Annotated in this window: 23 protein-coding genes and 1 pseudogene; 14 read left to right on the forward strand and 10 right to left on the reverse strand. The window is 29.7% G+C overall.

The genetic code is table 11. The features are described from left to right. On the forward strand, positions 1-277 hold a 277-nt coding region (locus tag ELQ05_RS08585; RefSeq protein ID WP_407919986.1), incomplete at its 5' end, for a Cj0814 family flagellar-dependent secreted protein. 13 nt (positions 278-290) lie between these two features. Beyond that, positions 291-1103 carry a Cj0814 family flagellar-dependent secreted protein gene (locus tag ELQ05_RS07760; protein WP_134240065.1) on the forward strand — a complete coding sequence of 271 codons (813 nt, stop codon included), beginning with the start codon at positions 291-293 and terminating at the stop codon, positions 1101-1103. On the opposite strand, the gene ELQ05_RS07765 is transcribed toward ELQ05_RS07760, so the two are convergent. The 7 genes from ELQ05_RS07765 to bamA are packed head-to-tail and all read right to left on the reverse strand — an operon-like array spanning position 1100 to position 7607. After that, the gene (locus tag ELQ05_RS07765) at positions 1100-2017 is read right to left on the reverse strand and encodes a tRNA-dihydrouridine synthase (RefSeq protein WP_134240061.1); all 918 of its coding nucleotides are present in this window, start codon (positions 2015-2017) and stop codon (positions 1100-1102) included. The genes ELQ05_RS07760 and ELQ05_RS07765 overlap by 4 nt on opposite strands. Then, the gene (locus tag ELQ05_RS07770) at positions 2014-3000 is read right to left on the reverse strand and encodes a hypothetical protein (protein ID WP_134240062.1); all 987 of its coding nucleotides are present in this window, start codon (positions 2998-3000) and stop codon (positions 2014-2016) included. Before ELQ05_RS07770 ends, ELQ05_RS07765 begins: the two co-directional genes overlap by 4 nt. Further along, entirely contained in the window at positions 2990-3352 is a 363-nt protein-coding gene (dksA, locus tag ELQ05_RS07775) for a molecular chaperone DnaK suppressor DksA (protein ID WP_087695547.1), read from the reverse strand. The genes ELQ05_RS07770 and dksA overlap by 11 nt, the downstream gene beginning before the upstream one ends. An 11-nt stretch (positions 3353-3363) precedes the next feature. Beyond that, positions 3364-3813 (reverse strand): 23S rRNA (pseudouridine(1915)-N(3))-methyltransferase RlmH, encoded by a 450-nt coding sequence (locus ELQ05_RS07780; protein ID WP_180752899.1) that lies wholly within the window; start codon positions 3811-3813, stop codon positions 3364-3366. Position 3814: 1 nt separating this feature from the next. After that, positions 3815-4657: an acetyl-CoA carboxylase, carboxyltransferase subunit beta gene (gene accD / locus ELQ05_RS07785; RefSeq protein WP_002857277.1), complete on the reverse strand. Its 843-nt coding sequence runs from the start codon at positions 4655-4657 to the stop codon at positions 3815-3817. A gap of 8 nt (positions 4658-4665) precedes the next feature. Beyond that, the gene (locus tag ELQ05_RS07790) at positions 4666-5388 is read right to left on the reverse strand and encodes an inositol monophosphatase family protein (RefSeq protein ID WP_134224972.1); all 723 of its coding nucleotides are present in this window, start codon (positions 5386-5388) and stop codon (positions 4666-4668) included. Beyond that, entirely contained in the window at positions 5388-7607 is a 2220-nt protein-coding gene (gene bamA, locus ELQ05_RS07795) for an outer membrane protein assembly factor BamA (protein WP_096702963.1), read from the reverse strand. The genes ELQ05_RS07790 and bamA overlap by 1 nt, the downstream gene beginning before the upstream one ends. A 76-nt stretch (positions 7608-7683) precedes the next feature. Between bamA and ELQ05_RS07800 the strand changes: the two genes are divergently transcribed. From ELQ05_RS07800 to ELQ05_RS07850, 11 genes and pseudogenes are all read left to right on the forward strand, one after another. Then, positions 7684-8511: a prephenate dehydrogenase gene (locus ELQ05_RS07800; RefSeq protein WP_002860956.1), complete on the forward strand. Its 828-nt coding sequence runs from the start codon at positions 7684-7686 to the stop codon at positions 8509-8511. A gap of 79 nt (positions 8512-8590) precedes the next feature. Beyond that, a complete protein-coding gene (locus ELQ05_RS07805; RefSeq protein ID WP_060816533.1) occupies positions 8591-9964 on the forward strand; it encodes a M23 family metallopeptidase in 1374 nt (457 codons plus the stop codon). Then, positions 9964-10848 (forward strand): UDP-3-O-acyl-N-acetylglucosamine deacetylase, encoded by an 885-nt coding sequence (gene lpxC / locus ELQ05_RS07810; protein ID WP_002859351.1) that lies wholly within the window; start codon positions 9964-9966, stop codon positions 10846-10848. Before ELQ05_RS07805 ends, lpxC begins: the two co-directional genes overlap by 1 nt. A gap of 38 nt (positions 10849-10886) precedes the next feature. Further along, positions 10887-11288, forward strand: a complete 402-nt coding sequence (locus ELQ05_RS07815; RefSeq protein ID WP_032599159.1) for a tRNA (adenosine(37)-N6)-threonylcarbamoyltransferase complex dimerization subunit type 1 TsaB — start codon at positions 10887-10889, stop codon at positions 11286-11288. Between the two features lie 8 nt (positions 11289-11296). After that, the gene (thrB, locus tag ELQ05_RS07820) at positions 11297-12175 is read left to right on the forward strand and encodes a homoserine kinase (protein ID WP_032589724.1); all 879 of its coding nucleotides are present in this window, start codon (positions 11297-11299) and stop codon (positions 12173-12175) included. 24 nt (positions 12176-12199) lie between these two features. Further along, positions 12200-12457 carry a DUF448 domain-containing protein gene (locus ELQ05_RS07825; protein WP_002870410.1) on the forward strand — a complete coding sequence of 86 codons (258 nt, stop codon included), beginning with the start codon at positions 12200-12202 and terminating at the stop codon, positions 12455-12457. Next, positions 12444-15059: a translation initiation factor IF-2 gene (infB, locus tag ELQ05_RS07830; protein ID WP_070316773.1), complete on the forward strand. Its 2616-nt coding sequence runs from the start codon at positions 12444-12446 to the stop codon at positions 15057-15059. The genes ELQ05_RS07825 and infB overlap by 14 nt, the downstream gene beginning before the upstream one ends. Continuing rightward, entirely contained in the window at positions 15056-15418 is a 363-nt protein-coding gene (gene rbfA, locus ELQ05_RS07835) for a 30S ribosome-binding factor RbfA (protein WP_002778650.1), read from the forward strand. Before infB ends, rbfA begins: the two co-directional genes overlap by 4 nt. Further along, on the forward strand, positions 15408-15830 hold the full coding sequence (gene rimP / locus ELQ05_RS07840) for a ribosome maturation factor RimP (protein WP_070316772.1): 423 nt from the start codon (positions 15408-15410) through the stop codon (positions 15828-15830). Before rbfA ends, rimP begins: the two co-directional genes overlap by 11 nt. Before the next feature lie 46 nt (positions 15831-15876). Then, positions 15877-18250, forward strand: a pseudogene (locus ELQ05_RS07845) (McrB family protein). Continuing rightward, entirely contained in the window at positions 18243-19574 is a 1332-nt protein-coding gene (locus ELQ05_RS07850; RefSeq protein ID WP_134240063.1) for an McrC family protein, read from the forward strand. The pseudogene ELQ05_RS07845 and the gene ELQ05_RS07850 overlap by 8 nt, the downstream one beginning before the upstream one ends. Here the strand turns inward: ELQ05_RS07850 and ELQ05_RS07855 are convergent. The 3 genes from ELQ05_RS07855 to ELQ05_RS07865 are packed head-to-tail and all read right to left on the reverse strand — an operon-like array spanning position 19563 to position 22110. Beyond that, a complete protein-coding gene (locus ELQ05_RS07855; RefSeq protein WP_070316769.1) occupies positions 19563-20366 on the reverse strand; it encodes a metal ABC transporter permease in 804 nt (267 codons plus the stop codon). The genes ELQ05_RS07850 and ELQ05_RS07855 overlap by 12 nt on opposite strands. Then, positions 20359-21213 carry an ABC transporter ATP-binding protein gene (locus tag ELQ05_RS07860; protein ID WP_070316768.1) on the reverse strand — a complete coding sequence of 285 codons (855 nt, stop codon included), beginning with the start codon at positions 21211-21213 and terminating at the stop codon, positions 20359-20361. The genes ELQ05_RS07855 and ELQ05_RS07860 overlap by 8 nt, the downstream gene beginning before the upstream one ends. Before the next feature lie 12 nt (positions 21214-21225). After that, the gene (locus ELQ05_RS07865; protein WP_134240064.1) at positions 21226-22110 is read right to left on the reverse strand and encodes a metal ABC transporter solute-binding protein, Zn/Mn family; all 885 of its coding nucleotides are present in this window, start codon (positions 22108-22110) and stop codon (positions 21226-21228) included. Positions 22111-22347: 237 nt separating this feature from the next. On the opposite strand from ELQ05_RS07865, the gene ELQ05_RS07870 reads away from it, so the two are divergent. Next, on the forward strand, positions 22348-23325 hold a 978-nt coding region (locus ELQ05_RS07870), incomplete at its 3' end, for a cache domain-containing protein (protein ID WP_208336091.1).

Consider the following 23325-nt stretch of genomic DNA (forward strand, 5'->3'; position numbering starts at 1 on the left):
GACAAGTTCTCCTAATTATGATATATCAAGTGAATTTAAAAACTCTATTTATACTCTAAAATATAAACAAGCAGATATAAGTAATACTTCTACCAATGCAGCCTATGGTTATAGTGTAGATAAAGATGGTTATATGGGAGAAGATTTTAACAAAGCTGCAGGACTTCCTGAAGATTTTAAGATACATAAATCTACTTTGGATGAGATTAAAAAAGCTGCCGAAAATGATCCTGTTGTTTCAAGTACAAAAGAATACTTAGGCGTAAGCGAGTATTAATACTAATATAGATATGGCTGAAACCATAAAACAATATTATAATCTTTTTTCTAATGCTTTAGGTCAAAGTTTTCCAAATGATAAAACAAGTTTTAGTGAAGCAGATATAAATTCTATGCCTAAGGGGTATGCTATAAATGGAATAAAATCGATGGATTTTAATGATCCAAGCAATAGAATGAATATCACTCACCTAAGAGATTTTTCAAATTCTTTAATTTCAAATGTTTATAAAACCCCTGAACAAATGAAAGAAGCTGAAAGTTTATATATACAATCGGGATCTTTAATAGATGGCATAAATGGACATAGTTTTGGTTTATCCTTAGAAGAAATCAAAAATGTTTCTAAAGGTGAAGATTGGCAATTTAATCCTGATATGTCAGTTTATCCACAAAATGAAGATGGAAGTTATTCTAAAGAAGCTTTGTTTATGAGTTTTTTAAAATCATATGGTAGCGGACAACCTGTTGAGAGTCCAAAAACCACACTTAATCCAAAAGTAGAAGCTTACAATAGGGCTATGGCTAAAGAAAGTTTTAATGGTGATAGCGTTGCTTTAAATGACATTATGACAGGCAAAGTTGATTTTGCAAGTTTATTAAAAGGCTATGCACAAGATGGCTGGCTTGATGCAGATATATATGCAATGGATAAAGGAGTTGCTTGGCAAAATGCAAGCATAGGTTATGGTGGAGCTTTGTTTGATAATCAGTTTAATCGAGCAAAAGCTAATGGCTGGAAAGCAAGCAGTGAAAGTATAAATTCTTATGTTGGATCTATAATGGATAGATTAAATAATCTTATAGGACAAATTAGGGTTTAGAAAAAACTTTCGATTTTTTCTTGCATTATCTTAGCATCATTGATACGATTGACTTCATCTCTAAAGGCTGAAGCGTCTTTATGCCCTTTAGAATACTCGTGTAAATGCTTGCGAAATATACTTACGCCTTGATCTTTGTAGTGTTTTATCATTTCATCAAAATGTGTGAGTATGATTTGTTTTTTTAAATTTGTATCTACACTTTTACCGCTTTTGATTTCATAAAATATCCAAGGATTTCCTATGCTTGCACGCCCTATCATGAGTCCATCGCATTTTGTGATTTTATAAACTTCTTTAGCGTTTTGTGCGTTAATATCGCCATTTGCAATCACAGGAATTTTCACGCTCGCTTTAGCACTAGCAATGGATTCATAATCGGCTTTTCCGCTATAAAGCTGTTTTCTTGTGCGTCCGTGGATACTTATAAAATCCACCCCCAAGCTTTCGCAAATTTTAGCCATTTTTTCAGGATATTTTTCATTAAATCCTAGTCGAAATTTCACACTTGTAAGGCTTTTTTTATTGTTTTCTTTAATCACTCCTACAAGATTTTTAAAAAGCTCTAAATTTTCTAGCAAAGCACTGCCAGCACATTGTTTAACAACTTTATTTACAGGGCAACCGCAATTAAAATCGATCCCATCTACAAAATCCATTTCATTTAGCATTTGCACTGCTTTTTTTAACACTTCTTTATCTCCACCTGCAATTTGGACTATATAGGGATTTTCTAATTCAGCTCTTTCTAGCATATGTAAAGTTTTAGAACTTTCATAAACTAAGGCATTAGAACTTATCATTTCACTTATGGTAATATCAGCACCAAATTTTTTTACTACATTACGAAAAGGCAGATCTGAAAAACCTGCCATAGGGGCTAAAAACAAGGGTTTTTTGCTAAAATCTATCATTGTATGAGTTGGTTTAGATCGATTTTGATATTTTTTTCACGCAAGGCTAAAAAGGCTTTAAAATTATTAAATTTCTTATCATCATTGTGAATTTGCTCTCTTAACTCATCTAAAAGTCCAAATTCAGCTAAAAGATATAAATACGCTCTTAAAGCTTCGCTTTTTTCATTTTTAATTTTGTTAAAAATTCCTAAAATAGCATCAGGATTTAAAAGTTTAGTACTTAGTTTTGCTGCGTTAAGATAGTCTTTTTCGCTTAATATGTTGTGTGAAAGTAAAACTTCGTATTCTGCTGCACTAAGTTCTAAATTTCCTTCTTTAAAACGCTTGATAAGTGTGAGAACTTCAGAAGGCTTTTTAGGGATTTTTACATTTTTAATTTGCTCATAACTAGCTTTTTCTATAAGAGTGTTAAAAGCAATTTCTTCAAATTCATCTTTGATTTCATTAAGGTTTTTAAGTTTGTTATAGGCATAATTTGCATCGTTTTTGAGATGATTTTTTTCATTTTGCAAATATAAAACATTGTTATTTTCGAGTTTAAATTTGCTAAGGTTAAAAAATTCGTTTTTATTTAAACCATCAATAAGATCTAAAATTTCGTTGATTTTATTTGAGTGTGGAATTTTTTCATGTGTTTTTATGGTTTTAAAAAGTTGTGCTACAGCTCTAAATTCTTTTGTTTGAAAAGTGGTTTTAAGATCTTTTTCAAGGAGTAAATCTTGAGTATAAGCTTCAAATTTAGCTGCATCTTTAAAAAAATGCTTAAATTTTAAATAACACAAAAATCCATAAAATGCTATGTGTAAAACGGCTAAAATCATATAAATAAATAAAGGAATAACAAGCCATATCATAATAGGTAGTTCAAAGGTATAAGTGCTGATATTTAGAGTATAGCTTCCTAGTTCTAGATGCCAAGCAAAGGCAAAAATAAGTGCTATATAAATAAAACTTGCAAGTAAGAAGAGTTTAATTTTCATATTTTTTTCCTTGTTCTGCAATTTGACGGCAAGTGATACAATATCTTGCGTGAGGTTTGACTTTTAGTCTTTGAGAGTCGATTTCATCATCGCAAGATTCGCAAATTCCATAAGTACCGTTTTTGATTTTATCTAAAGAATCTTCGATTTCTATAAGTTCTTCTTTGAGATTGGTGCTGATAGTAAAGTCAATTTGAGAGCCTGTTTCTATGACAGAAAAATCTACACTATCGCTTGGGACGCTATTTTGAAGAGCTTCGATTTCATTTGAATTGCTTTGCAAATTTTCTAAGATGGCTTTTTTTCTTTCTTCTAAAATATTTTTGAAATTTTGTATTTCATTTTTTTTCATTTTAAAACTTTCTATTTGTGATAAGGGTGATTGTTGTTGATGCAAAATGCACGATAAATTTGTTCTAAAAGTAAGGTTTTAACAAATTGATGTGCTAAAGTAAGTTTGCTTAATGATAGTCTAAAATCCAAACTTTGATTAAATTCTTCTCTTAAACCATAAGCACCGCCTATAAAAAAACTTAATTCATTTTTATCTTGGATGAGTTTTGCAAATTCTATACTTGTAAGTTCTTTTCCTCTTTCATCAAGAGTGATACAATAGCCTTTTTTATAAGGCATAAAAGCTTCTTCATAGCTTTTTTTTGCTTCTATGGCATTTAAATTTTGAGCTAAGGCTATTTTTTTATTAAAAACATTTATTTCTTTTAAAGTGGCGTATTTGGAGATGAGTTTAGAGTATTTCTCACTCCAAGTTTTAAATTCATCACTTTTTTGAATACAAAAGATATTAACTTGCAAATTATTTTCCACTAAAAAATTTTAGTACATCGCTAAGATATTGTTTTTGTTCTCCTCTTTCAACTATGGCATCTATAAGTCCATGTTCTAACAAGAACTCTGCTTTTTGAAAACCTTCAGGTAAATCTGCTCCTATGGTTTGTTTAATAACTCTTGCACCAGCAAAACCTACTAAAGCTTCAGGTTCAGCGATGATTAAATCTCCAAGCCAAGCAAAAGAAGCACTTACCCCACCCATAGTAGGATCAGTTAAAATGCTAATATAAGGAAGTTTTTCTTTGCTAAGAAGTTTAAGTGCGGCGCTAGTTTTGCTCATTTGCATTAAAGAATAAGTACTTTCTTGCATTCTAGCTCCACCACTTGCACTTACGATGACAAGGGGGGTTTTACTTGTGATGGCTCTTTGTATAGCTCTAACGATTTTTTCTCCTTCAACAGAACCTAAAGATCCGCCCATAAAAGAAAAATCAAATACAACAAGTTGGGTTTTTAAACCATTGATTTCACATTCTCCACTGATGACAGAACTTTTTCTACCTGTTTTACTTTCACCTTCGCTAAGGCGTTTTTTATAGGATTTGCTATCAACAAATTTTAAAGGATCTATAGCTTCTAAATTTGCATCATACTCAATAAAACTGCCTTCATCACTTAAAAGTTTAATACGTTCATCAGCTGAAATTCTCATGTGATAATTACATTTAGGACAAACATTAAAACAAGATTCTATTTCTTTATAATACATCAAAGCATGACAACTTTGGCATTTTACCCAGTGATTTGGAGCTTCTTTAATACTAGGTTGTTGTCTTCTTATTTTTGAAAAAATATCTGCAAAATTCATATATTCACCTAATTATTTTTTAAAAATTCTAAGATTATATCAAAAATTTTCTTGTCTTGGCTTAGGAGAAGGAAATTTTCATTTTTTTCTATATATAAATTTTGATGAATTGTTAAAGCAGCTACTGTATCAAAAATTCGTGTTTTTCCAAGAATTAATACAAAACTAAAATACGAAGCATAAGCGAGACTTAAGGCTGTTGCACCCAAAGAGCGAAATTTTAATTGATTTTTTGTTAAAAAATCGAGAAGCTCTGGATAAAGTGAAATTTTTTCAACTATACCTATTTTAGAAAATAGATTAGGTGTTAAGGGTGAGTATTTTGGATCGGAAAGATTGGATTTAAAAGCTTGATTGTTATTAAAAGCAAAAATTTCTTGACTGACAAGATTGCAAACAAAAGCGCTTTTTGCCTGATCTTTTTCCATGAGAGCTACAGAAGTTCCATAAAATGGTATTTTAGAAACAAAATTTGAACTTCCATCCAAAGGATCAAGAATCATTTGTTTTGGGCTAGCTTTTCCGATCAATCCGCTTTCTTCAGAAAAAATTTGTCCAAAACAACTAAGATATTTTATGAAAATTTGTTCACATTTTAAGTCAAGCTCATAGCCTTGATTTTTATCATAGCCTAATTTAGAGCAAAGTTTAAGATCATTTTGTGGGATATTGTTTAGATACTTGCGTATTTGCAAATTTGCATTCAAGCAAGCATCTAAAAATTCTTTCATTAAAAGCGTGTTCCAAGATTAAATTCAAAACTATTAGTATCATCACCTTTTTTATCATTAAGAGGTTTGGCAAATACAAGCTGTAAAGGTCCAATTGGTGTAATCCATTCAATGCCTATACCTGTACTCATTCTTTTTATTTCATCTAAATTTTTACGTCCTATCATACCATAATCAAAAAACACGCTACCACGAAGTTTGATTCTATCAATCAAAGGAAAACTAAGTTCTACGGAATTGGCAAAAGCTATGGTTCCGCCTACTTCATCTCCCCATTGATTTTTGGGGCTTACCGTTCTGCTTTCAAAACCGCGTATCGATCTAATACCACCTAAATAAATTCTTTGATTAATTGGCAAATAGCCTTCATCCCATACTTTATAAAAACTCGCTTTATAGCGATAAATAAGATCATATCCTATATAGTCTTGCAAACCTTGATAAAAGTTAAATTTAGAGCTTGATGAAATAAATTCTTGATCTCCGCCAAGTCCAGCGTATTCTAAACTAGTTGAAGCAATGATACCTGATCGTGGCAGATAATAATCATCTGTATTGTTAAAGGTGATTGCTGGAGTTATAGAGCTTTTAATACTTTTGCCAAGTTCATATCCTGTTCTTAAAAGAGTTGGACTTAAGTGATATATATCGCTTTGTTCAAGATTATAAGTTAAGCTTACATTATAGTATCTTGCAAATTGGCGTCCAACTGTTATATCAAAGCCGTAATTTTTTTCTGAATAATTATCCCATTCATAGTCATTTGAATAAAGTGTTCCACCCAGACTATATTGACTATCAAGAACGCGTGGATTTATGAGACTAATCCTTCCTGATAAGGTATCATCGCTTTTATCTACGCTTACAGAACTTTTTATTCCTGAACCAAAGATATTTGTATCTGATAAAGAAGCGTTAAGCAAAATACCATCGCTTGATCCATAGCCAATGCCTCCAGAAATAGCTCCTGTAGAAGCTTCTTTAACATCAACAATCAAATCAATATGTGTATCATCAACTTTTTCTTCTTTGATATTTACATCGTCAAAATAAGAAGTTCTTTTTAAAGCATTTTTTGACTCGCTTAAGTCTGTTCTATTGTATAAATTACCTTCTGTTATATATAATTCTCGGCGTATGACGCGATCTACAGTACGTGAATTTCCTGAAATAATAACATTTCTTATATAAACTTTATCATGAGGGATTACTTTAAATACAACGGTGGCTTCTTGAGTTTGATCATTTTTTTGAATATCAGGATAGACTTCTACAAACGCATAACCCAAATCAGCACTTTGTGTTTCTATGGTTTTAACATCTTTTCTAATGTCTTCGATATTGATAGTTTTGCCAGTGCTTGATCTTAAATCTTTTACGGTTTGTGCATTTTGCTTATCATCAAATAAAGGATTTTCTATGCTTATACTTTTAATTTTATAAGGCTTTCCTTCTTTGATAAAATAAGTCAAATTTGCTTGATAAGTATCTGTGTAGGTTTTAAGATAAGGCGAGGATACTTGAACATCTAAATATCCTTTTTTCATATATTCATCAGCAATTCTTGAACTATCGTTACTAAGTTCAAAAACTTTTAATTTTCCATCATTGCGTCCCCACATCCATCCCATAAATTCTTTTTCTTTGTTAACAACAGCAGGTTCTATATCAGAATATGAAAATTTCTTGGCTCCACTTAAATGAACATTATCAATAATGATATTTTCGCCACGATTTACTATAAATTCAAGCTCTAGTCCATCAGTATTTTCTAAAGTCTTTTTTTTGTATTCTACAATAGTATCAAAATAACTTTTTGCTTCATAATAAGCTTTAATGCGTTCAATAGCTTCTTTTATACTTCCTTCATCAAGTAGTGTGCCTCTTTTAATCCCTAAAATACTTTCAACTTGTTTTCTATCATTTGAAGCTATACCTGTGATAGTAACCTTTGCTATAGTTGGTTTTTCAGTAACTATAATTTCTAAAATTCCATTGTTATTATCTACCGCGATATTTTCAAAATAATTTTGTTTATAAAGATTAAGAATAGCAGTGTTGATTTTTGCAGGATTTATTTCCTCGCCTATTTTAAGCCCTGTAATATTCATGGCACTTGTATTTGATAAGTGGTTTAATCCGATAAATTTAATATCTTTAATGGTTGCTGCATTGGCTATAGCAACTAAAGCACAAATACTAATAAGATGTTTTTTCATTGATTTTTTACCTAAAGCTTTATTAAAAGCTGTATAATAGCAAAAAAAATTTAATAAAAAAACTAAGGTAGAAAGTATGAAAATAGCAATTATAGGGCTTGGGCTTATGGGTGGATCTTTAGGGCTTTGTTTGAAAGAAAATAAGCTTATTTCTTGTGTTTATGGTATGGATTTAAGTAAAGAAAATGAAAAAGATGCCCTGCGATTAGGTCTTATTCATGAGCTTATAGAATTTAAAGATTTAGCTTTATGTGATATGATTTTTGTCGCAACTCCTGTTAATGCTATTATAGAAATTTTGCAAAAGTTAGTTGATTTGCCTTCTAATGTAACAATTATAGAGCTTGGAAGTACAAAAAGAAAAATTATAGAAAGTTTGCCTAAGAATTTAATCAAACAAACTCTTTTTGCTCATCCTATGACAGGAACTGAAAATTCAGGCCCAAAAGCGGCTTTTAAAGAGCTTTATAAAGATGCAGTTTGTGTTCTTTGTGATAGTGAAATAGCTGATGACTTGCATCAAAAACGAGCAGTGGAAATTTTTTCTCATTTAGGGATGAAAATTGTTTTTATGGATAGTAAAGCCCATGATCATCATGCTGCTATTATTTCTCATTTGCCTCATGTTATAAGTTTTTCTTTGGCAAATTTTGTAATGAAAGAAGAGGATAAAAGAAATATTGTTCATTTAGCTGGAGGATCTTTTAAAGGTATGAGCAGAATTGCCAAATCATCGCCACAAATGTGGGAAAGTATTTTTTTACAAAATAAAGATAATTTATTAAGTTCTATTGATTTTTTTCAACAAGAATTAGAGAGATGTAAACAAATGATACAATTAGACAAAAATGATGAATTAAGAGAATGGATGAAACAGGCTAATACTCTAAGAGAAATTTTATAAATTTGCTAGATATTTACTGAAAATATAATACAATTTATACTAAAAACAACAAAAACGTTGAAAATTTTTAAGGAAGGTTATGGCAAAAAGAAAAGGCAAAACTTATTTATCTGTTTTAATTTTAGTTTTAATAGCAATTTTGATTTTTTTTATTTCAAGATTAAGTATTTTTGAAAAAAATCCTCCTCAAATTTTAATGCCAGATGTTGTATATACTGATCTTAAAAAACCTATTTTAGTGCATGTTAAAGATGATGAAAGTTCTATCAAAAATGTACAAATTATATTGCATAAAGACGACAATACTAGTGCAATGATTATAGCAGATGAAAAGATTTCTAATTTAAAAGATATTACCTTACAAGTTGCTTTGCCAAAATTTGGTTACAAAGAAAATGTAAAATCTTTTGTTTTAGAGGTGATAGCTAAAGATTCTAGTTTTTGGAATTTTTTTAGTGGCAATGAAGCAAGAAAACAAATTGCGGTATTAGTAGATAATACGGCTCCAAAAATCAATATCATAAGCAATTCTTACCAAATCGAGCAAGGCGGTGCTGGGGCAGTTGTTTTTAAGGCCGATGATGCTAATTTAGATAAGGTGTATATAGAAACAAATAAAGGTAAAATCTTTAAAGTTACACCTTATGTAAAAGAAGGGTATTATGCGGCTTTGATTGCTTGGGATGCAAGAGATGAGGAATTTCGCGCATTTGTTATCGCTACGGATAAAGCGGGAAATATTTCAAAAGAACGTATAAGGTATTATTTTGTTAATCGTAAATATCGTGTTTCAAATATTAATTTAACGGATAAATTTTTAGATGGAAAGATTGAGAATTTAGCCAATCAATACGCTCCAAAAGATAATAATCTCAATCGTTATGAAAAATTTAAGTTTGTCAATGAAACTTTAAGAAATAGCAATGAAGAACTTATCCATGAAATCACTTCAAAAGTACCTGAGGAAAAAATTGATAATTTTGATTTGAATTTATTTTTACCTCTTAAAAATGGTATGAAAGTAGCGGATTTTGCTGATCATAGGTATTATTCTTATAATGGGCAATTTGTGAGTGATTCTTATCATATGGGGCTTGATCTAGCAAGCGTAGCACAAGCTCCTATCATAAGCAATAACGCAGGCAAGGTTGTTTTTGCTGCTGAAAATGGAATTTATGGTTTAAATTTAATTGTTTATCATGGTTTTGGAGTATATAGTCTTTATGGGCACTGTTCTTCTAAAAATGTTGATTTAGATGAAATGATTAATAAACAAAGCATTATAGGCAAAACAGGAACAAGTGGTTTAGCCTTAGGTGATCATTTGCATTTTGGAGTTTTGGTTCAAGGAGTTGAAACGCGTCCTGAACAATGGCAAGATAAAAAATGGATAGAAAATAATATTTACAATGTTTTAAATGATGGTAAAAAGATAATTTTAGGAAAAAATTAATGAAACAATTAACTTTAGCAAAAACTGTCAAAGGCGTAGGTATAGGACTTCATAAGGGTGAACCCATAGAAATTACTTTAGAGCCTTTAGAAGCAAATAGTGGTATAGTATTTTTTAGAAGCGATCTTAATGCAAGCTATAAGGCAAGTCCTGAAAATGTGATCAATACTCAAATGGCAACTGTTTTAGGAGATGATCGTGGATTTATTTCTACAATAGAGCATTTAATGAGTGCGATTAATGCTTATGGAATCGATAATGTACGCATAGTTTTAAATGCAAATGAAGCTCCTGTTATGGATGGATCAAGTATTAGTTTTTGTATGATGCTTGATGAAGCAGGGGTAAAAGAACTTGATGCGCCTAAAAAAATTATGGTAATTAAAAAGCCTATAGAAGTAAGAGATGGTAATAAATTTGTGCGTTTAACTCCTACTAAAGAACCCCGTATTAATTACACAATTAAATTTGACAATGCTGTTATAGGTGAACAAAGTTACAATTTTGAATTCAGCAAAAAAAATTATATAGAAAACATAGCAAGGGCTAGAACTTTTGGTTTTTTAAAAGATGTTCAAGCTCTTAGGAGTATGAATTTAGCACTAGGTGGAAGTTTAGAAAATACTATAGTGGTAGATGAAAATCGTATTTTAAATCCTGAGGGTTTGCGTTTCAAAGATGAGTTTGTAAGACATAAAATTTTAGATGCAATTGGAGATTTAACCTTACTTGGATATCGTGTTTTTGGAGATTATACTTCATATGCTGGGAGTCATCATTTAAATCATTTGCTTACTAAAGAAGTTTTAAAAGATAAAGATGCTTATGAAATTGTAAGCCTTGAAAAAACAACCCAAAAAGCTTATGAAAAGGTATTTGCATAAAAACCTCTCTTTTGCTTAATGCCTTATCTAAGCCTTTAATGATCGGAATTTATCAAGATGATGAACTTATAAAAACTTATAAAAGTGAAGAAAAAGCAAGCGAATTTTTACCAAAAATTTTAGATGAATTGCTTAAAGAATATGATTTTACAAGTTTAATTTATGCTAATGGTCCAGGTTCTTATATGGGGATTAAAATTTCTTATGTAAGTTTGAGTACTTTAAGTATAGTAAAAAATATTCCTTTATTTGCGGTGAGTGCTTTTGAATTAAATGGCTATAAACCCATAAGTGCAAATAAAAATTTTTGTTTTGTATATAAGGAAGGTGAAATTTGCTTAGAACAAAATATCCCAGCAGAGTTTTTTTTACCAAAAAATTTACAAGAGCTTAAACTAAATAATGATAATCTTCCCTTTTATTTTTTAGATGCAATTTAGGATGAAATTTGAAAATTTTAGTTCCCGCTACGAGTGCGAATTTAGGGCCAGGTTTTGATTGTTTAGGACTTAGTTTAAAGCTTTTTAATGAAACTCAAATCCAAAAATCAGGTGTTTTTAGCATCAGTATTGGAGGTGAGGGCAGTGATAATATTTTTCTTAAAAAAAACAATATATTTGTAAATATTTTTTATGAAATTTATGAAAAACTAAGTGGAAAAAAAGATAATTTTCGTTTTATTTTTCAAAATAACATTTCTCTTTCAAGAGGGTTAGGAAGCTCTTCAGCTGTGATTGTTGGAGCTATTGCCAGTGCTTATTATATGAGTGGATTTAAGGTAGAAAAAGAACGTATTTTAGATGAAGCTTTAATTTATGAAAACCATCCAGATAATATCGCTCCAGCTACTCTTGGTGGTTTTGTGTGTTCTTTGGTTGAAAAAAATAAAGTTTATAGTATCAAAAAAGAGATTGATAAAGATTTAGCTGCTGTGGTTGTGATCCCAAATTTGGCAATGAGTACGGAACAATCACGCCAAGCTTTGGCTAAAAATTTAAGTTTTAATGATGCGGTTTTCAACCTTTCTCATGCTTCATTTTTAACCGCTTGTTTTTTGGAGAAAAAATATGAATTTTTAAAATTTGCAAGTCAAGATAAGCTCCATGAAATCAATCGTATGAAAAACTTACCGGAGCTTTTTGAAGTGCAAAAATTTGCTTTAGAAAATAAAGCTTTAATGAGCACACTTTCAGGTTCGGGATCGAGCTTTTTTTCTTTAGCTTTCAAAGATGATGCTTTAGCTTTGGCAAAGAAAATGCAAACAAAATTTAAAGATTTTCGTGTGCAATATTTAGAATTTGATGATAATGGCTTTGAAATTTGCTAAAAAATATAAAAAAAAGATATAATTTTGAAAAAGCATATACCAATTAGAATGTGCATAGTGTGTAAAAACCGCTTTGAGCAAAATATGTTATTTAGATTTAAAGTTGTTTTAGGAGATATTGTGCCTAAAGCAGAACATGGAAGAAGCGGATATTTATGTCAAAATTGTATTGAGAAAGAAGATAAAATCTTACAAAAAGCATTTTCTAAAATATGTAAAAATTTAAATACTAAAATTACTCAGCAAGGACTTAAGGAGATATTTTTAAATGGCAAAGATTAGAATTCATGAAATCGCAAAAGAATTAGGTTATGATAGTAAGGAAATTATTGAAAAGGCAAATGAATTGGGGCTTGGAATTAAAACAGCATCAAATGCTGTAGAACCTGAGATTGCAGCAGCTATTTATGAGTATATACAAACAAGAGAAATTCCAGAAGCTTTTAAGAAAAATATCAAAACTCCTACGGCAAAAAAGCCTAAAAAAGAAAATATAAAAGAACAAGAAAAGCTAAATGAATCTGAAAAAAAAGAACCTAAAAAAGAAGAAAAGCTTAAACAAGAAGTTAAAAAAGAAGAATTAAAAGTTGAAAAAGAAAATGCAAAAGAGGAAGAAAAACAAGAAATTATTGATGCTCATAAGCCACAAAGCCTTGCTAGTGCAACTTTAGCCAAAAGACGCGGACTTGTCATTGTTAAAAAGAAAAAAGACGAAGAAGAAATTCAAGTTAAAAAAGAAGAAGTAAAAAATTCAAATGATATATCTATCAATAATGAAGATCGCTTAAGTTTAAAAACCATGTTTTCAAATGCTGATGAGAGTTTGAAGAAAAAGAAAAAAGAAAAAAAATCTTTTGTTGCGAGTAAAAAAGAAAGTACCGAAAAAATGAATTTTTTAGATGAACATGATTTTGGTGATATTTCTTTAGATGATGAAGATGAGGTAGTGTTACCTGATTTTAGTGTAAAAGAACAAGAAAAACCACAAAATATTAATAAAAAACAACCTAATTTTATAAGACAAGCTGTTGGAAATTCTGCGGGTTTTGGGCTTGAAGGTGGAATTCAAAGAAGAAGTCGTAAAAAACCACCTAAAAAGATTGAAAAAAAGGAAGTAGAAGAAGTAAGTAGTGTTTCTATTTCTAAAGAAATTCGTGTGTATGAATTCGCTGATAAGATAGGAAAAAGCACTAGTGAAGTGATTTCAAAACTTTTCATGCTTGGAATGATGACAACAAAAAATGATTTCTTAGATGAAGATGCGATTGAAATTTTGGCTGCTGAATTTGGTATAGAGATCAATATCATTAACGAGGCTGATGAGTTTGATTATGTAAAAGACTATGAAGAAGAGACTGATGAAAAAGATTTAGTGACTAGAGCACCTGTGATTACCATCATGGGGCATGTTGATCATGGTAAAACTTCTTTGCTAGATTATATCAGAAAATCACGCGTTGCAAGTGGTGAAGCAGGGGGTATTACTCAGCACGTGGGTGCTTATATGGTAGAAAAAAATGGACGTAAAATTACTTTTATCGATACCCCAGGTCACGAAGCTTTTACTGCTATGCGTGCAAGGGGTGCAAGTATCACTGATATTGTAATCATTGTTGTGGCCGCAGATGATGGGGTAAAACCACAAACCAAAGAAGCGATAAATCATGCTAAAGCAGCAGGTGTGCCTATTATTATCGCTATTAACAAAATGGATAAAGAAGCAGCAAATCCTGATATGGTAAAAACTCAACTCGCAGAAATGGAAATTATGCCAGTAGAATGGGGCGGATCTTATGAATTTGTAGGAGTTTCGGCTAAAACAGGAATGGGGATTGAAGATTTGCTTGAAATTGTGCTTTTACAAGCTGATATTTTAGAACTTAAAGCCAATCCAAAAAGTTTTGCTAAAGCAAGCATTATAGAAAGTTCTGTGCAAAAAGGGCGTGGTGCAGTAGCTACTATCATCGTGCAAAATGGAACACTTACTGTAGGAAGTACTGTGGTTGCAGGCGAGGCTTATGGAAAAGTGCGTGCGATGAGCGATGATCAAGGTAAAGCTTTAAAAGAAATCAAACCAGGTGAATGTGGGGTTATCGTAGGACTTAGTGAAGTAGCAGATGCAGGTGAAATTTTAATTGCAGTAAAAACAGATAAAGAAGCAAGAGAATACGCTAATAAACGCCACGAATACAATCGCCAAAAAGAACTTAGCAAATCCACTAAAGTTAGCATTGATGAGCTTGGAGCTAAGATCAAAGAAGGTAATCTAAAAGCCTTGCCTGTTATTTTAAAAGCTGATGTGCAAGGATCTTTAGAAGCTTTAAAAGCAAGTTTAGAAAAACTTAGAAATGATGAAATTAAAGTTAATATCATTCATAGCGGGGTAGGAGGGATCACACAAAGTGATATAGAGCTTGCAAGTGCGAGTGAAAACTCTATAGTGCTAGGTTTTAACATACGCCCAACAGGGGAAGTTAAAGAGCGTGCTAAGGATAAAGGTGTAGAAATTAAAACCTATAATGTGATTTATAATCTTTTAGATGATGTAAAAGCCTTACTTGGTGGTATGATGAGCCCGATTATTTCTGAAGAGCAATTAGGACAAGCAGAGATTAGACAAGTGATCAATGTACCAAAAATCGGACAAATCGCAGGTTGTATGGTAACTGAAGGGGTGATTAACCGTGGAGCCAAAATTCGCCTTATTCGTGATGGAGTTGTGGTTTATGAAGGCAATGTAAGTTCGCTTAAACGCTTTAAAGATGATGTTAAAGAAGTGGCAAAAGGCTATGAGTGTGGCGTAGGTATAGAAGGGTGTGATGATATGAGAATGGGTGATTATATAGAAAGCTATAAAGAAGTAGAGGAACAAGCAAGTCTATGAACCCAAGTGAGATTAAAAAACTACGCACCGAAAGTATCTTAAAAGAGCTAATCCCTGAAGCTTTAGCAAATTTAGATGATGAAAATTTGAAAAATTTGTGTGTAGTGGATGTAGAGTGCAAAAAAGGCAGATATGATGCTTTTGTGTATCTTGATAAGATGTTTTTTAATGTCCATGAGCAAGAAAAAATTTTATCTTCTTTAAAAAAGGCAAGTAGAGCTTTGCAAAATTACTGCATGAGTGAGCAGGGCTGGTATAGGTGTCCGAATTTTCATTTTAAATTTGATGATAGGCTTGAGTATCAAAACCATATGGATGCACTTTTTGAAAAAATAAAAAAGGATAAAAATGAATCTTGAAGCCCTTTGCAAAGAAGCAGAACTTAGCTTTTATGATGATGAGCTAGTAAGTGAAAATGGCAGAAAAATTTATAGAATTTATGTGCAAAAAGAAGGTGGGGTAAATCTTGATGATTGTGCAAGGCTTAGTGAAATTTTATCGCCTATTTTTGATGTAGAGTCACCTGTAAATGGGGAGTATTTTTTAGAAGTATCTTCACCAGGACTTGAAAGAAAACTTAGTAAGATAGAACACTTTGCTAAAAGTATAGGTGAACTTGTGAAGATTGCAACCAATGAAAAAGAAAAATTCGAAGCAAAAATCATTGCTGTAGATGATGAAAATATCACTTTAGAAAATTTAGAAAATAAAGAAAAAACTACTATAAATTTTAATGATATAAAAAAAGCTAGAACCTTTGTGGAGTGGTAAGAAATCTAAATATGATTTAAAAATAGCATAATTTAAGGATTTGGTAATGTGGAATTTAGATGAAAAAAAATTACAAGAAATGCTTGATGGCTTTTTAAAATTTCAAGAAGTATGGACTTTAGAAAAAGTTAAAAATATGACTCTTGAAGAATATACTAACATTAAAAAAGATAATCCAAATAGAGATGATTTTACTTTTTGGATAGAAAGCAAATTGGATAATCTAGGAAGTATTTGGGGTGGCTCAGCTTTTAAATTTGGTATATATAGAAGAAATGATGAAAGTCAGAAAGAATCTTCTAGCGGTAGATTATATAGTCAAAATTATGCTTGGATTGCTAAATATGGCAATAATGAAAATGAAGCATTTAATAATATCAAAGAAAAAATCATACAAATAATACAAGCAAGTCAAGATAATAATTTAAAAGCTATAGAAAAAATAGATTTTGGGGATGCAATTAAATGGAAAATAGCTTTTCATTATCAAGATGTAAAGAATATAAAAATAGTTAATATTTTTTCTAAAAATGTTTTAGATTTAATATCTTTGAATGAATTTAAAGAAAAATTAAAAATATATCAAATACATAAAAAATTATTAGAGAATAAAAATTTATCATTAGTTAAAATGATAGAAAATATAGCTATTCCTTTATGGAATAAATATGGCATGGATAGTCAAAATTATATAGATAAAATGAAAAATTTATTTAGTGAATATTTAAATAAAAAGAAATTAGATAAAAATACTATAAATAAATATATTCAAGTTATAGAAAATATATCAAATTATAGAAAATATATCAAAAGAATTTTTAAAAGAAAATCTATATAGTTGTGATTTATTTAGTTTTGATCAAAATATAAATAAATTAAATAAAAATGAAGAATTTAAGTTAAAAAACAGCAATGGAAACAATATGTATTCTAGTGCATTGAATTATTATAGGGCTTTTTTGATTGATTATTATGAACAAGATATTTTTATAACTGAAAGAGTGCAATCTGAGGAATCAAATATGAAAATTATACCCTTAAATCAAATTCTTTATGGACCTCCAGGGACAGGAAAGACTTATCATACTATAGATAAAGCTTTGGAAATTTTGGGCGAAAATTTAGAAAGTAGAGATGATAAAAAAGCCAAATTTGATGGGTATGTAAAAAATGGACAAATAGTATTTACTACTTTTCATCAAAGCTATGGATATGAAGAATTTGTAGAAGGCATAAAGCCTGTGATGAATAATAAAGCAAATTCTCAAGAAATACAATATGAAATAAAAGATGGAATTTTTAAAGAACTTTGCGAAAAAGCTTTGGATAATTATGGGAATAGTATCTTAAATGCAGATGAGTTGAATAAAAAAATAGAATTAAAAGAAAAGGTTGAAAATTTTTTAAATTGGCTTTTGGAAACAAATGAGCCTATTGGTAAAACAAAGGGTGGAAATTTCTTTGTTGTTGAAATTGATAATAAAACAATTGTGATTTATAGTGAAGGCGTAGAGAGATTCGATGGAATTTTTAATTTAAATTTATCTATATTTATGGAGTTATTAAAATGCAAAGATGAATTTAACAATGCTACTGAAATGTTTAAAAAGGTATTTAATAGAGGTTATGCTGATAGAGCTCATACTTATTACTTTAATTTAGTGAAAAAATTTAAAGCATATGAAAAACAATTAACCGCAAAGATTGAAAATAATAAAAACAATGATAATTCTTTAAAACCTTATATAATCATCATAGATGAAATCAATCGTGGTAATGTAAGTAAGATTTTTGGTGAGCTTATAACCTTGATAGAACCTAGTAAAAGGATAGGTGAAAAAGAAGAGTTAAAAGTGACTTTGCCTTATAGCGGTGAAAAATTTGGAGTGCCTAAAAATGTTTATATCATAGGCACTATGAATACAGCCGATAGAAGCATAACTTCTCTTGATACAGCTTTAAGAAGACGCTTTGAATTTATTGAGATGATGCCTGATGTGAGCAAATTATCTATGGATTGCGAAGGTATTAATTTACAAGAATTATTAAAAGCTATAAACACTCGTATAGAATATTTACTAGATAGAGAAAAAACCATAGGACACGCATTTTTTATAGGTGTTGAAAATTTAAATGATTTAAAAAGTATTTTTCAAAACAAAATTATCCCGCTTTTGCAAGAGTATTTTTATAATGATTATGCTTTGATTAATGCGGTTTTAAATGATAATGGTATGATTTTTAAAGATAAAAAAGATGATAAATATCTTCAAAAAATAAAAAATCTAGATAGTGTTAATAGCGAGAGAAGTATTTATAATATTGCTTCATTTGATGATAAAATTTGGGATAAAATAGAAATATATCAAGCAATTTATAATGATGAAATAGCAAATAAATTAAAAAACGAAAATGAATAGCACTTTTTCCATCATCGAATACCAAGCTTTTTCTAAAGAAGATTTAAAAGAAATTTTCAAAGAAAAGGCCGAAGGGTTTTATAAAGAGCTAGAAGACTTTGCAAAAAATAATGAAAGTCTTTTAGGCTTTAAAAACAAAAATACCTTAAAAGCTAAAAATTATGTCGGCATTATACAGACTAAAAGCGGGGTTTTGGAGATTTTGCCAAAATGCACGAATTTAGATAGTTATAAAAAAGAAGATAGTTCTTCAAATCACGACAAAGAAAAACTAAAAAGATGTTATGAATTAGACAATATTTCTAAAAATAATGATTTTTATGAAAAAGATTTTAAATTTAATCCTAAAAATCTTTTGATAAATATGCTAAAAACCTTAAAAAACTCCCCCTTTAAAAAATCGCAAATTTCATCTTTGCAAAGTTCTAAAATTCCTTTATTTGAAGTGTTTATCACTATGTTTTTAGATGAATTTGATAGCGTATATAAAAAAGGCTTGATGAGATCTTATCTAAGTTGCGAAGAAAATAGGGCTTTTTTGAAGGGAAAATTACTATTTAACGAACATATCAAGCAAAATTTGATACACAAAGAAAGATTTTTTACAAGCAATGATGAGTTTGTTTTAGATATAGCACCCAATCGTTTGATAAAATCAACGCTAAATTTTTTAAAATCCAAAACAAGTTTGAATAAATTTAGACTTATAAAAGCCATGCAAATGCTTGATGAGGTAGAATTTTCTAAAAATTATGAAAAAGATTTTAGTTATAAAATTTCAAGACATTTTGATTATTATGAAAACTTGCTTTTGTGGTGTAAAATTTTCTTAAAAAATGAAAGTTTTATGCCTTATCATGGTAAAAATGAAGCTTTTGCCTTGCTTTTTCCTATGGAAAAAATTTTTGAAGATTATGTAGCTTATATGCTAAAAAAAGTAAATCCAACTCAAGATATTAAAGTCCAAAACAGTGGAAAGTATTTAATCTCAAAAAATGATGAAAATTGTTTCATGCTAAAGCCTGATTTATATATAAAAAATAAAATGATCCTAGATACCAAATGGAAAATTCCAAATGATAGTGAAGATGAGAAAAAAGAGGGTATAACACAAAGCGATTTGTATCAAATGTTTGCTTATGCTTGCAAATTTAAAATTTATGATATTAAACTTGTGTATCCTTTATGTGAAAAAACTCAAGATTTACAAAGAAAAATCGCAGAAAAATTTTTTGTTTTTAAGGCAAGCGAACATTTGTATTTTAAAGAACAAGGGCAAAAAGATATAAAAGTGCAAGTGTGTTTTGCACCTTTACCTTTTTAAAAATTTGCCTATCAAATGCGCTAAAAAACCAAAGCAAGCTACAGCTATGATACAAGCACCGCTTGAGAGATTAAGATAATAGCTAAGTATAAGTCCTAAAATGCAAAAAATCATACTTAAAAAACTTGCCAAAATCATGATAAAGCCAAGTCTTTTAGTGAAATTTTCAGCAATAAAGCTTGGGATACTAAGTAAAGCCATAACCAAAATAAGCCCTACAAGGCGTATGGAAATAACTATGCAAAAAGCCATAAGGGCGATTAAAAGATAATGAAAAAAACTTGTATTGATACCACGAACTTTTGCAAATTCCGCATCAAAGCTTAATGCTTCAAATTGTCTATAAAATAAAAAGATCAAAAGCACCACCATGCCATCAACCAAAGTCATAAGCCATAAATCTTGTGTTCCTACAGCCAAAATGCTCCCAAAAAGATAAGCCATTAAATCTGTGTTATAACTAGGGCTTAAATCGATTAAAATAATCCCAACAGCCATTCCAAAAGCCCAAATTACAGCGATAATACTATCACTTCTGTGTTCATAGCGTTTAGCTAAAAAAGCTACTAAAAAAGCCAAAAATAAAGTAAATATTCCCGTGCTTAATAAAATAGGTAAAGAAAAATAAAAAGCTATACCTATACCACCAAAAGCCCCATGTGTTATACCTCCAGCCATAGAAAAAAGGCGATTTATCATCACCAAAGTACCTATGATCCCACAAGCTATACTGACTAAAATCGCTCCTAGTAAAGCGTTTTGAAAAAAGGTGAAATTTAAAATTTCAAGCATTATTTTCCTTTGAAAATTTTAAACAAAAATTTTCTTTTTTAAATTTTGTTTTTTTCAAATTTCTTCTTGTAAATTCTTGTTCGCATAGTTTTTTACTATCGCAATTTTCTTCATCGCAAAAACAAGTATTTAAACTCATTTCTACATCACAAAAATGAGAGTGGTTTTCGTATAAATGTTTTAAAAATGAACTTTTTTCTTTTTCTTTAGTGTTGGTATGTAAGAAAAGTTCTTTGTTTAAATGTGCAATTTTATCGCTATAAGCTAATACAAGGTTGATATCGTGACAAATGAGTAAAATTCCCATACCTTTTTGGTGCAAGGAGCTTAGAAGTTCAAAAATTTGTATAGCAGACTTGTTATCAACGCTTGCGGTAGGTTCATCTAAAATAAGCATTTTGCATTCACTAGCTAAGGCTCTCGCGATAAAAACGCGTTGTCTTTGTCCTCCGCTTAGAGAATCAATGGTTTTGTTCCAAAATTTTTCCATTCCTACGCTTTTTAAAGCTTGCATAGCTTTTTCTTTATCTTTTTTTCTATAAAAACCAAAAATTTTTTTACTTACAAGTCCCATAAGAACGATTTCAAGTACTCTTGGACAAAAATTAGGATTGGCTAGAGTGTGTTGAGGAACATAGCCTATTTCTTTTCTTTGAAGAGCTTTGAAATGGATTTTATTATGAGATTTTAAAAGTCCTAAGATAAGTTTTACAAGTGTTGATTTTCCTGCACCATTTGGACCTATGATAGAGAGAAAGTCTTTATTGTCGTAGCTAAGATTGATGTTTTTTAAGATGATTTCATTATCATAAGCGTAGTTTAGATTAGAAATTTCAAAAAAAAGCATCAAAAAGCCTGATTATAAATTATGAGAAAAGGCATCAGCAGTTTTTAAAAGCTCATTTTCCCAATCATAAGATAAATGATCTATTTTGTAAATTTTTGCATCACATTCTTTAGCAAGTGTTTTTGCTGCATTTTCAGGGAAACCATTTTGAACAAAAATGACTTTTAAATTTTTATTTTTCATTAGAGTGATAAATTTTTGCAAATCTTTGCTTTTTGGTTCTTTGCCTAAAATTTCTACAGGAATTTGCGTAAGATTATAGCGTTTTGCAAAATATGTCCAAGAAGGATGATAAACTACAAATTCTCTATTTTTTAATTTTTCTAATTTTGAGGCAATTTGTAAATTTAAACTATCTAATTCTGCTAAAAATTTATCTAAATTTTGTTTATATAAATTTTTATTTTGTGGATATTTTTGAATCAAGGCGTCATAAATATTTAAAGCCATAGTTTGGACTAAAATAGGATCTAGCCAAGTATGAGGATCAAAATGCTCATGTTCGTGGTGCTCGTGAGAGTGCTCGTGAGTGTCATGAGTTTGAATTAAAGCTATGTTTTTTTGCATATTTATAACTTGAAGTTTTGGAAAATTTTGTTTAAATTTATCCGTAAAAACTTTTTCAAATTCTAAGCCTATAGTGAAATAAATATCACTTTTTTCAAGTTTTTTTATGGTGTTTGGTTTAAATTCAAAATTATGCTCATTGCTATTTGGAGGTAAGATAACATTGACATCTAGAGTATTTGCAGCTATTTTTTTAACAAAAAATGCTTGAGGTGTTATACTGACACTAACTAAATTGCTGCTAGTATTTTGTTCTTGCTCTAAATTTTTAGCTTGTGTGAAAGTATAAAATATCTCTAAAGATAAGATAAATAATATAATTTTTTTCAAAATATTTCCTTTGATATAAATTTTTTCTAAATTATAACGATATTAAGCTTAATACATAGAATTTTTGAAGCAATATTTAAATAAAAATAATAAATATAAATTAATTTAAATATTTATTAAATAAAATTTTTTATTACTTTTATATTTTAAGTAAAAATTTAAATTTTTTAATTTATAATTCTAAAACTTGATGAAGATATCCCTATAAAATAATATTAGAAAGGAGCGCTTAAATTTATGAAAAGCGTAAAATTGAAGGTTTCACTGATTGCAAATTTAATCGCAGTAGTGTGTTTGATAATTTTAGGTGTTGTAACATTTATGTTTGTAAAACAAGCAATTTTTCATGAAGTTGTAAAAGCTGAAACAAACTATGTTAAAACAGCAAAAAATTCTATGGAGTCTTTTAAGGCGAGAAATTCTTTAGTTCTTGAAAGTTTGGCTAAAAGTATTTTAAAACATCCTGTAGAACAGTTGGATAACCAAGATGCTTTAATGCGTTATGTTGGAAAAGATTTAAAAAATTTTAGAGATGCTGGAAGATTTTTAGCGGTTTATATCGCTCAACCAAACGGTGAACTTGTTGTAAGTGATCCAGACTCTGATGCTAAAAATTTAGATTTTGGAACTTATGGAAAAGCTGATAATTATGATGCTAGAACAAGAGAATATTATATAGAAGCAGTTAAAACAAATAAACTTTATATCACCCCATCTTATATTGATGTGACTACAAATTTACCTTGTTTTACATACTCTACCCCTCTTTATAAAGATGGTAAATTTATAGGAGTTTTGGCTGTAGATATTCTTGCGGCAGATTTGCAAGCTGAATTTGAAAATTTACCAGGCAGAACTTTTGTATTTGATGAAGAAAATAAAGTATTTGTTTCTACGGATAAAACTCTTTTGCAACAAGGTTATGATATTAGCACAATTGCAAATCTTGCAAAAACCAAGAAAGATCTTGAACCTTTTGAGTATACCAGACCAAAAGACGGCAATGAAAGATTTGCTGTATGTACAAAAGTTTCTGGAGTTTATACTGCTTGTGTTGGGGAGTCAATAGAACAAATAGAATCTCCAATATATAAAATTGCATTTATACAAACTGCGATTGTTATTTTTACAAGTATTATTAGCGTCATCCTCCTTTATTTCATCGTATCAAAATACCTCTCTCCACTTACAACTATTCAAACAGGTTTAAATTCA

This window comes from Campylobacter sp. US53, assembly GCF_004378995.1.
In the GTDB taxonomy this organism is placed as follows: Bacteria; Campylobacterota; Campylobacteria; order Campylobacterales; family Campylobacteraceae; genus Campylobacter_D; species Campylobacter_D jejuni.

Excerpts from the sequence above, each read along its gene's own strand:
- bamA (WP_096702963.1), bottom strand. The coding sequence starts at position 7,607 with ATGAAAAAACATCTTATTAGTATTTGTGCTTTAGTTGCTATAGCCAAT.
- ELQ05_RS07815 (WP_032599159.1), top strand. The coding sequence starts at position 10,887 with ATGATCGGAATTTATCAAGATGATGAACTTATAAAAACTTATAAAAGT.
- infB (WP_070316773.1), top strand. The coding sequence starts at position 12,444 with ATGGCAAAGATTAGAATTCATGAAATCGCAAAAGAATTAGGTTATGAT.
- ELQ05_RS07860 (WP_070316768.1), bottom strand. The coding sequence starts at position 21,213 with ATGCTTTTTTTTGAAATTTCTAATCTAAACTACGCTTATGATAATGAA.
- rbfA (WP_002778650.1), top strand. The coding sequence starts at position 15,056 with ATGAACCCAAGTGAGATTAAAAAACTACGCACCGAAAGTATCTTAAAA.
- ELQ05_RS07760 (WP_134240065.1), top strand. The coding sequence starts at position 291 with ATGGCTGAAACCATAAAACAATATTATAATCTTTTTTCTAATGCTTTA.
- ELQ05_RS07805 (WP_060816533.1), top strand. The coding sequence starts at position 8,591 with ATGGCAAAAAGAAAAGGCAAAACTTATTTATCTGTTTTAATTTTAGTT.
- ELQ05_RS07765 (WP_134240061.1), bottom strand. The coding sequence starts at position 2,017 with ATGATAGATTTTAGCAAAAAACCCTTGTTTTTAGCCCCTATGGCAGGT.
- ELQ05_RS07850 (WP_134240063.1), top strand. The coding sequence starts at position 18,243 with ATGAATAGCACTTTTTCCATCATCGAATACCAAGCTTTTTCTAAAGAA.
- dksA (WP_087695547.1), bottom strand. The coding sequence starts at position 3,352 with ATGAAAAAAAATGAAATACAAAATTTCAAAAATATTTTAGAAGAAAGA.
- ELQ05_RS07790 (WP_134224972.1), bottom strand. The coding sequence starts at position 5,388 with ATGAAAGAATTTTTAGATGCTTGCTTGAATGCAAATTTGCAAATACGC.
- rimP (WP_070316772.1), top strand. The coding sequence starts at position 15,408 with ATGAATCTTGAAGCCCTTTGCAAAGAAGCAGAACTTAGCTTTTATGAT.
- ELQ05_RS07770 (WP_134240062.1), bottom strand. The coding sequence starts at position 3,000 with ATGAAAATTAAACTCTTCTTACTTGCAAGTTTTATTTATATAGCACTT.
- lpxC (WP_002859351.1), top strand. The coding sequence starts at position 9,964 with ATGAAACAATTAACTTTAGCAAAAACTGTCAAAGGCGTAGGTATAGGA.
- ELQ05_RS07855 (WP_070316769.1), bottom strand. The coding sequence starts at position 20,366 with ATGCTTGAAATTTTAAATTTCACCTTTTTTCAAAACGCTTTACTAGGA.
- ELQ05_RS07800 (WP_002860956.1), top strand. The coding sequence starts at position 7,684 with ATGAAAATAGCAATTATAGGGCTTGGGCTTATGGGTGGATCTTTAGGG.
- accD (WP_002857277.1), bottom strand. The coding sequence starts at position 4,657 with ATGAATTTTGCAGATATTTTTTCAAAAATAAGAAGACAACAACCTAGT.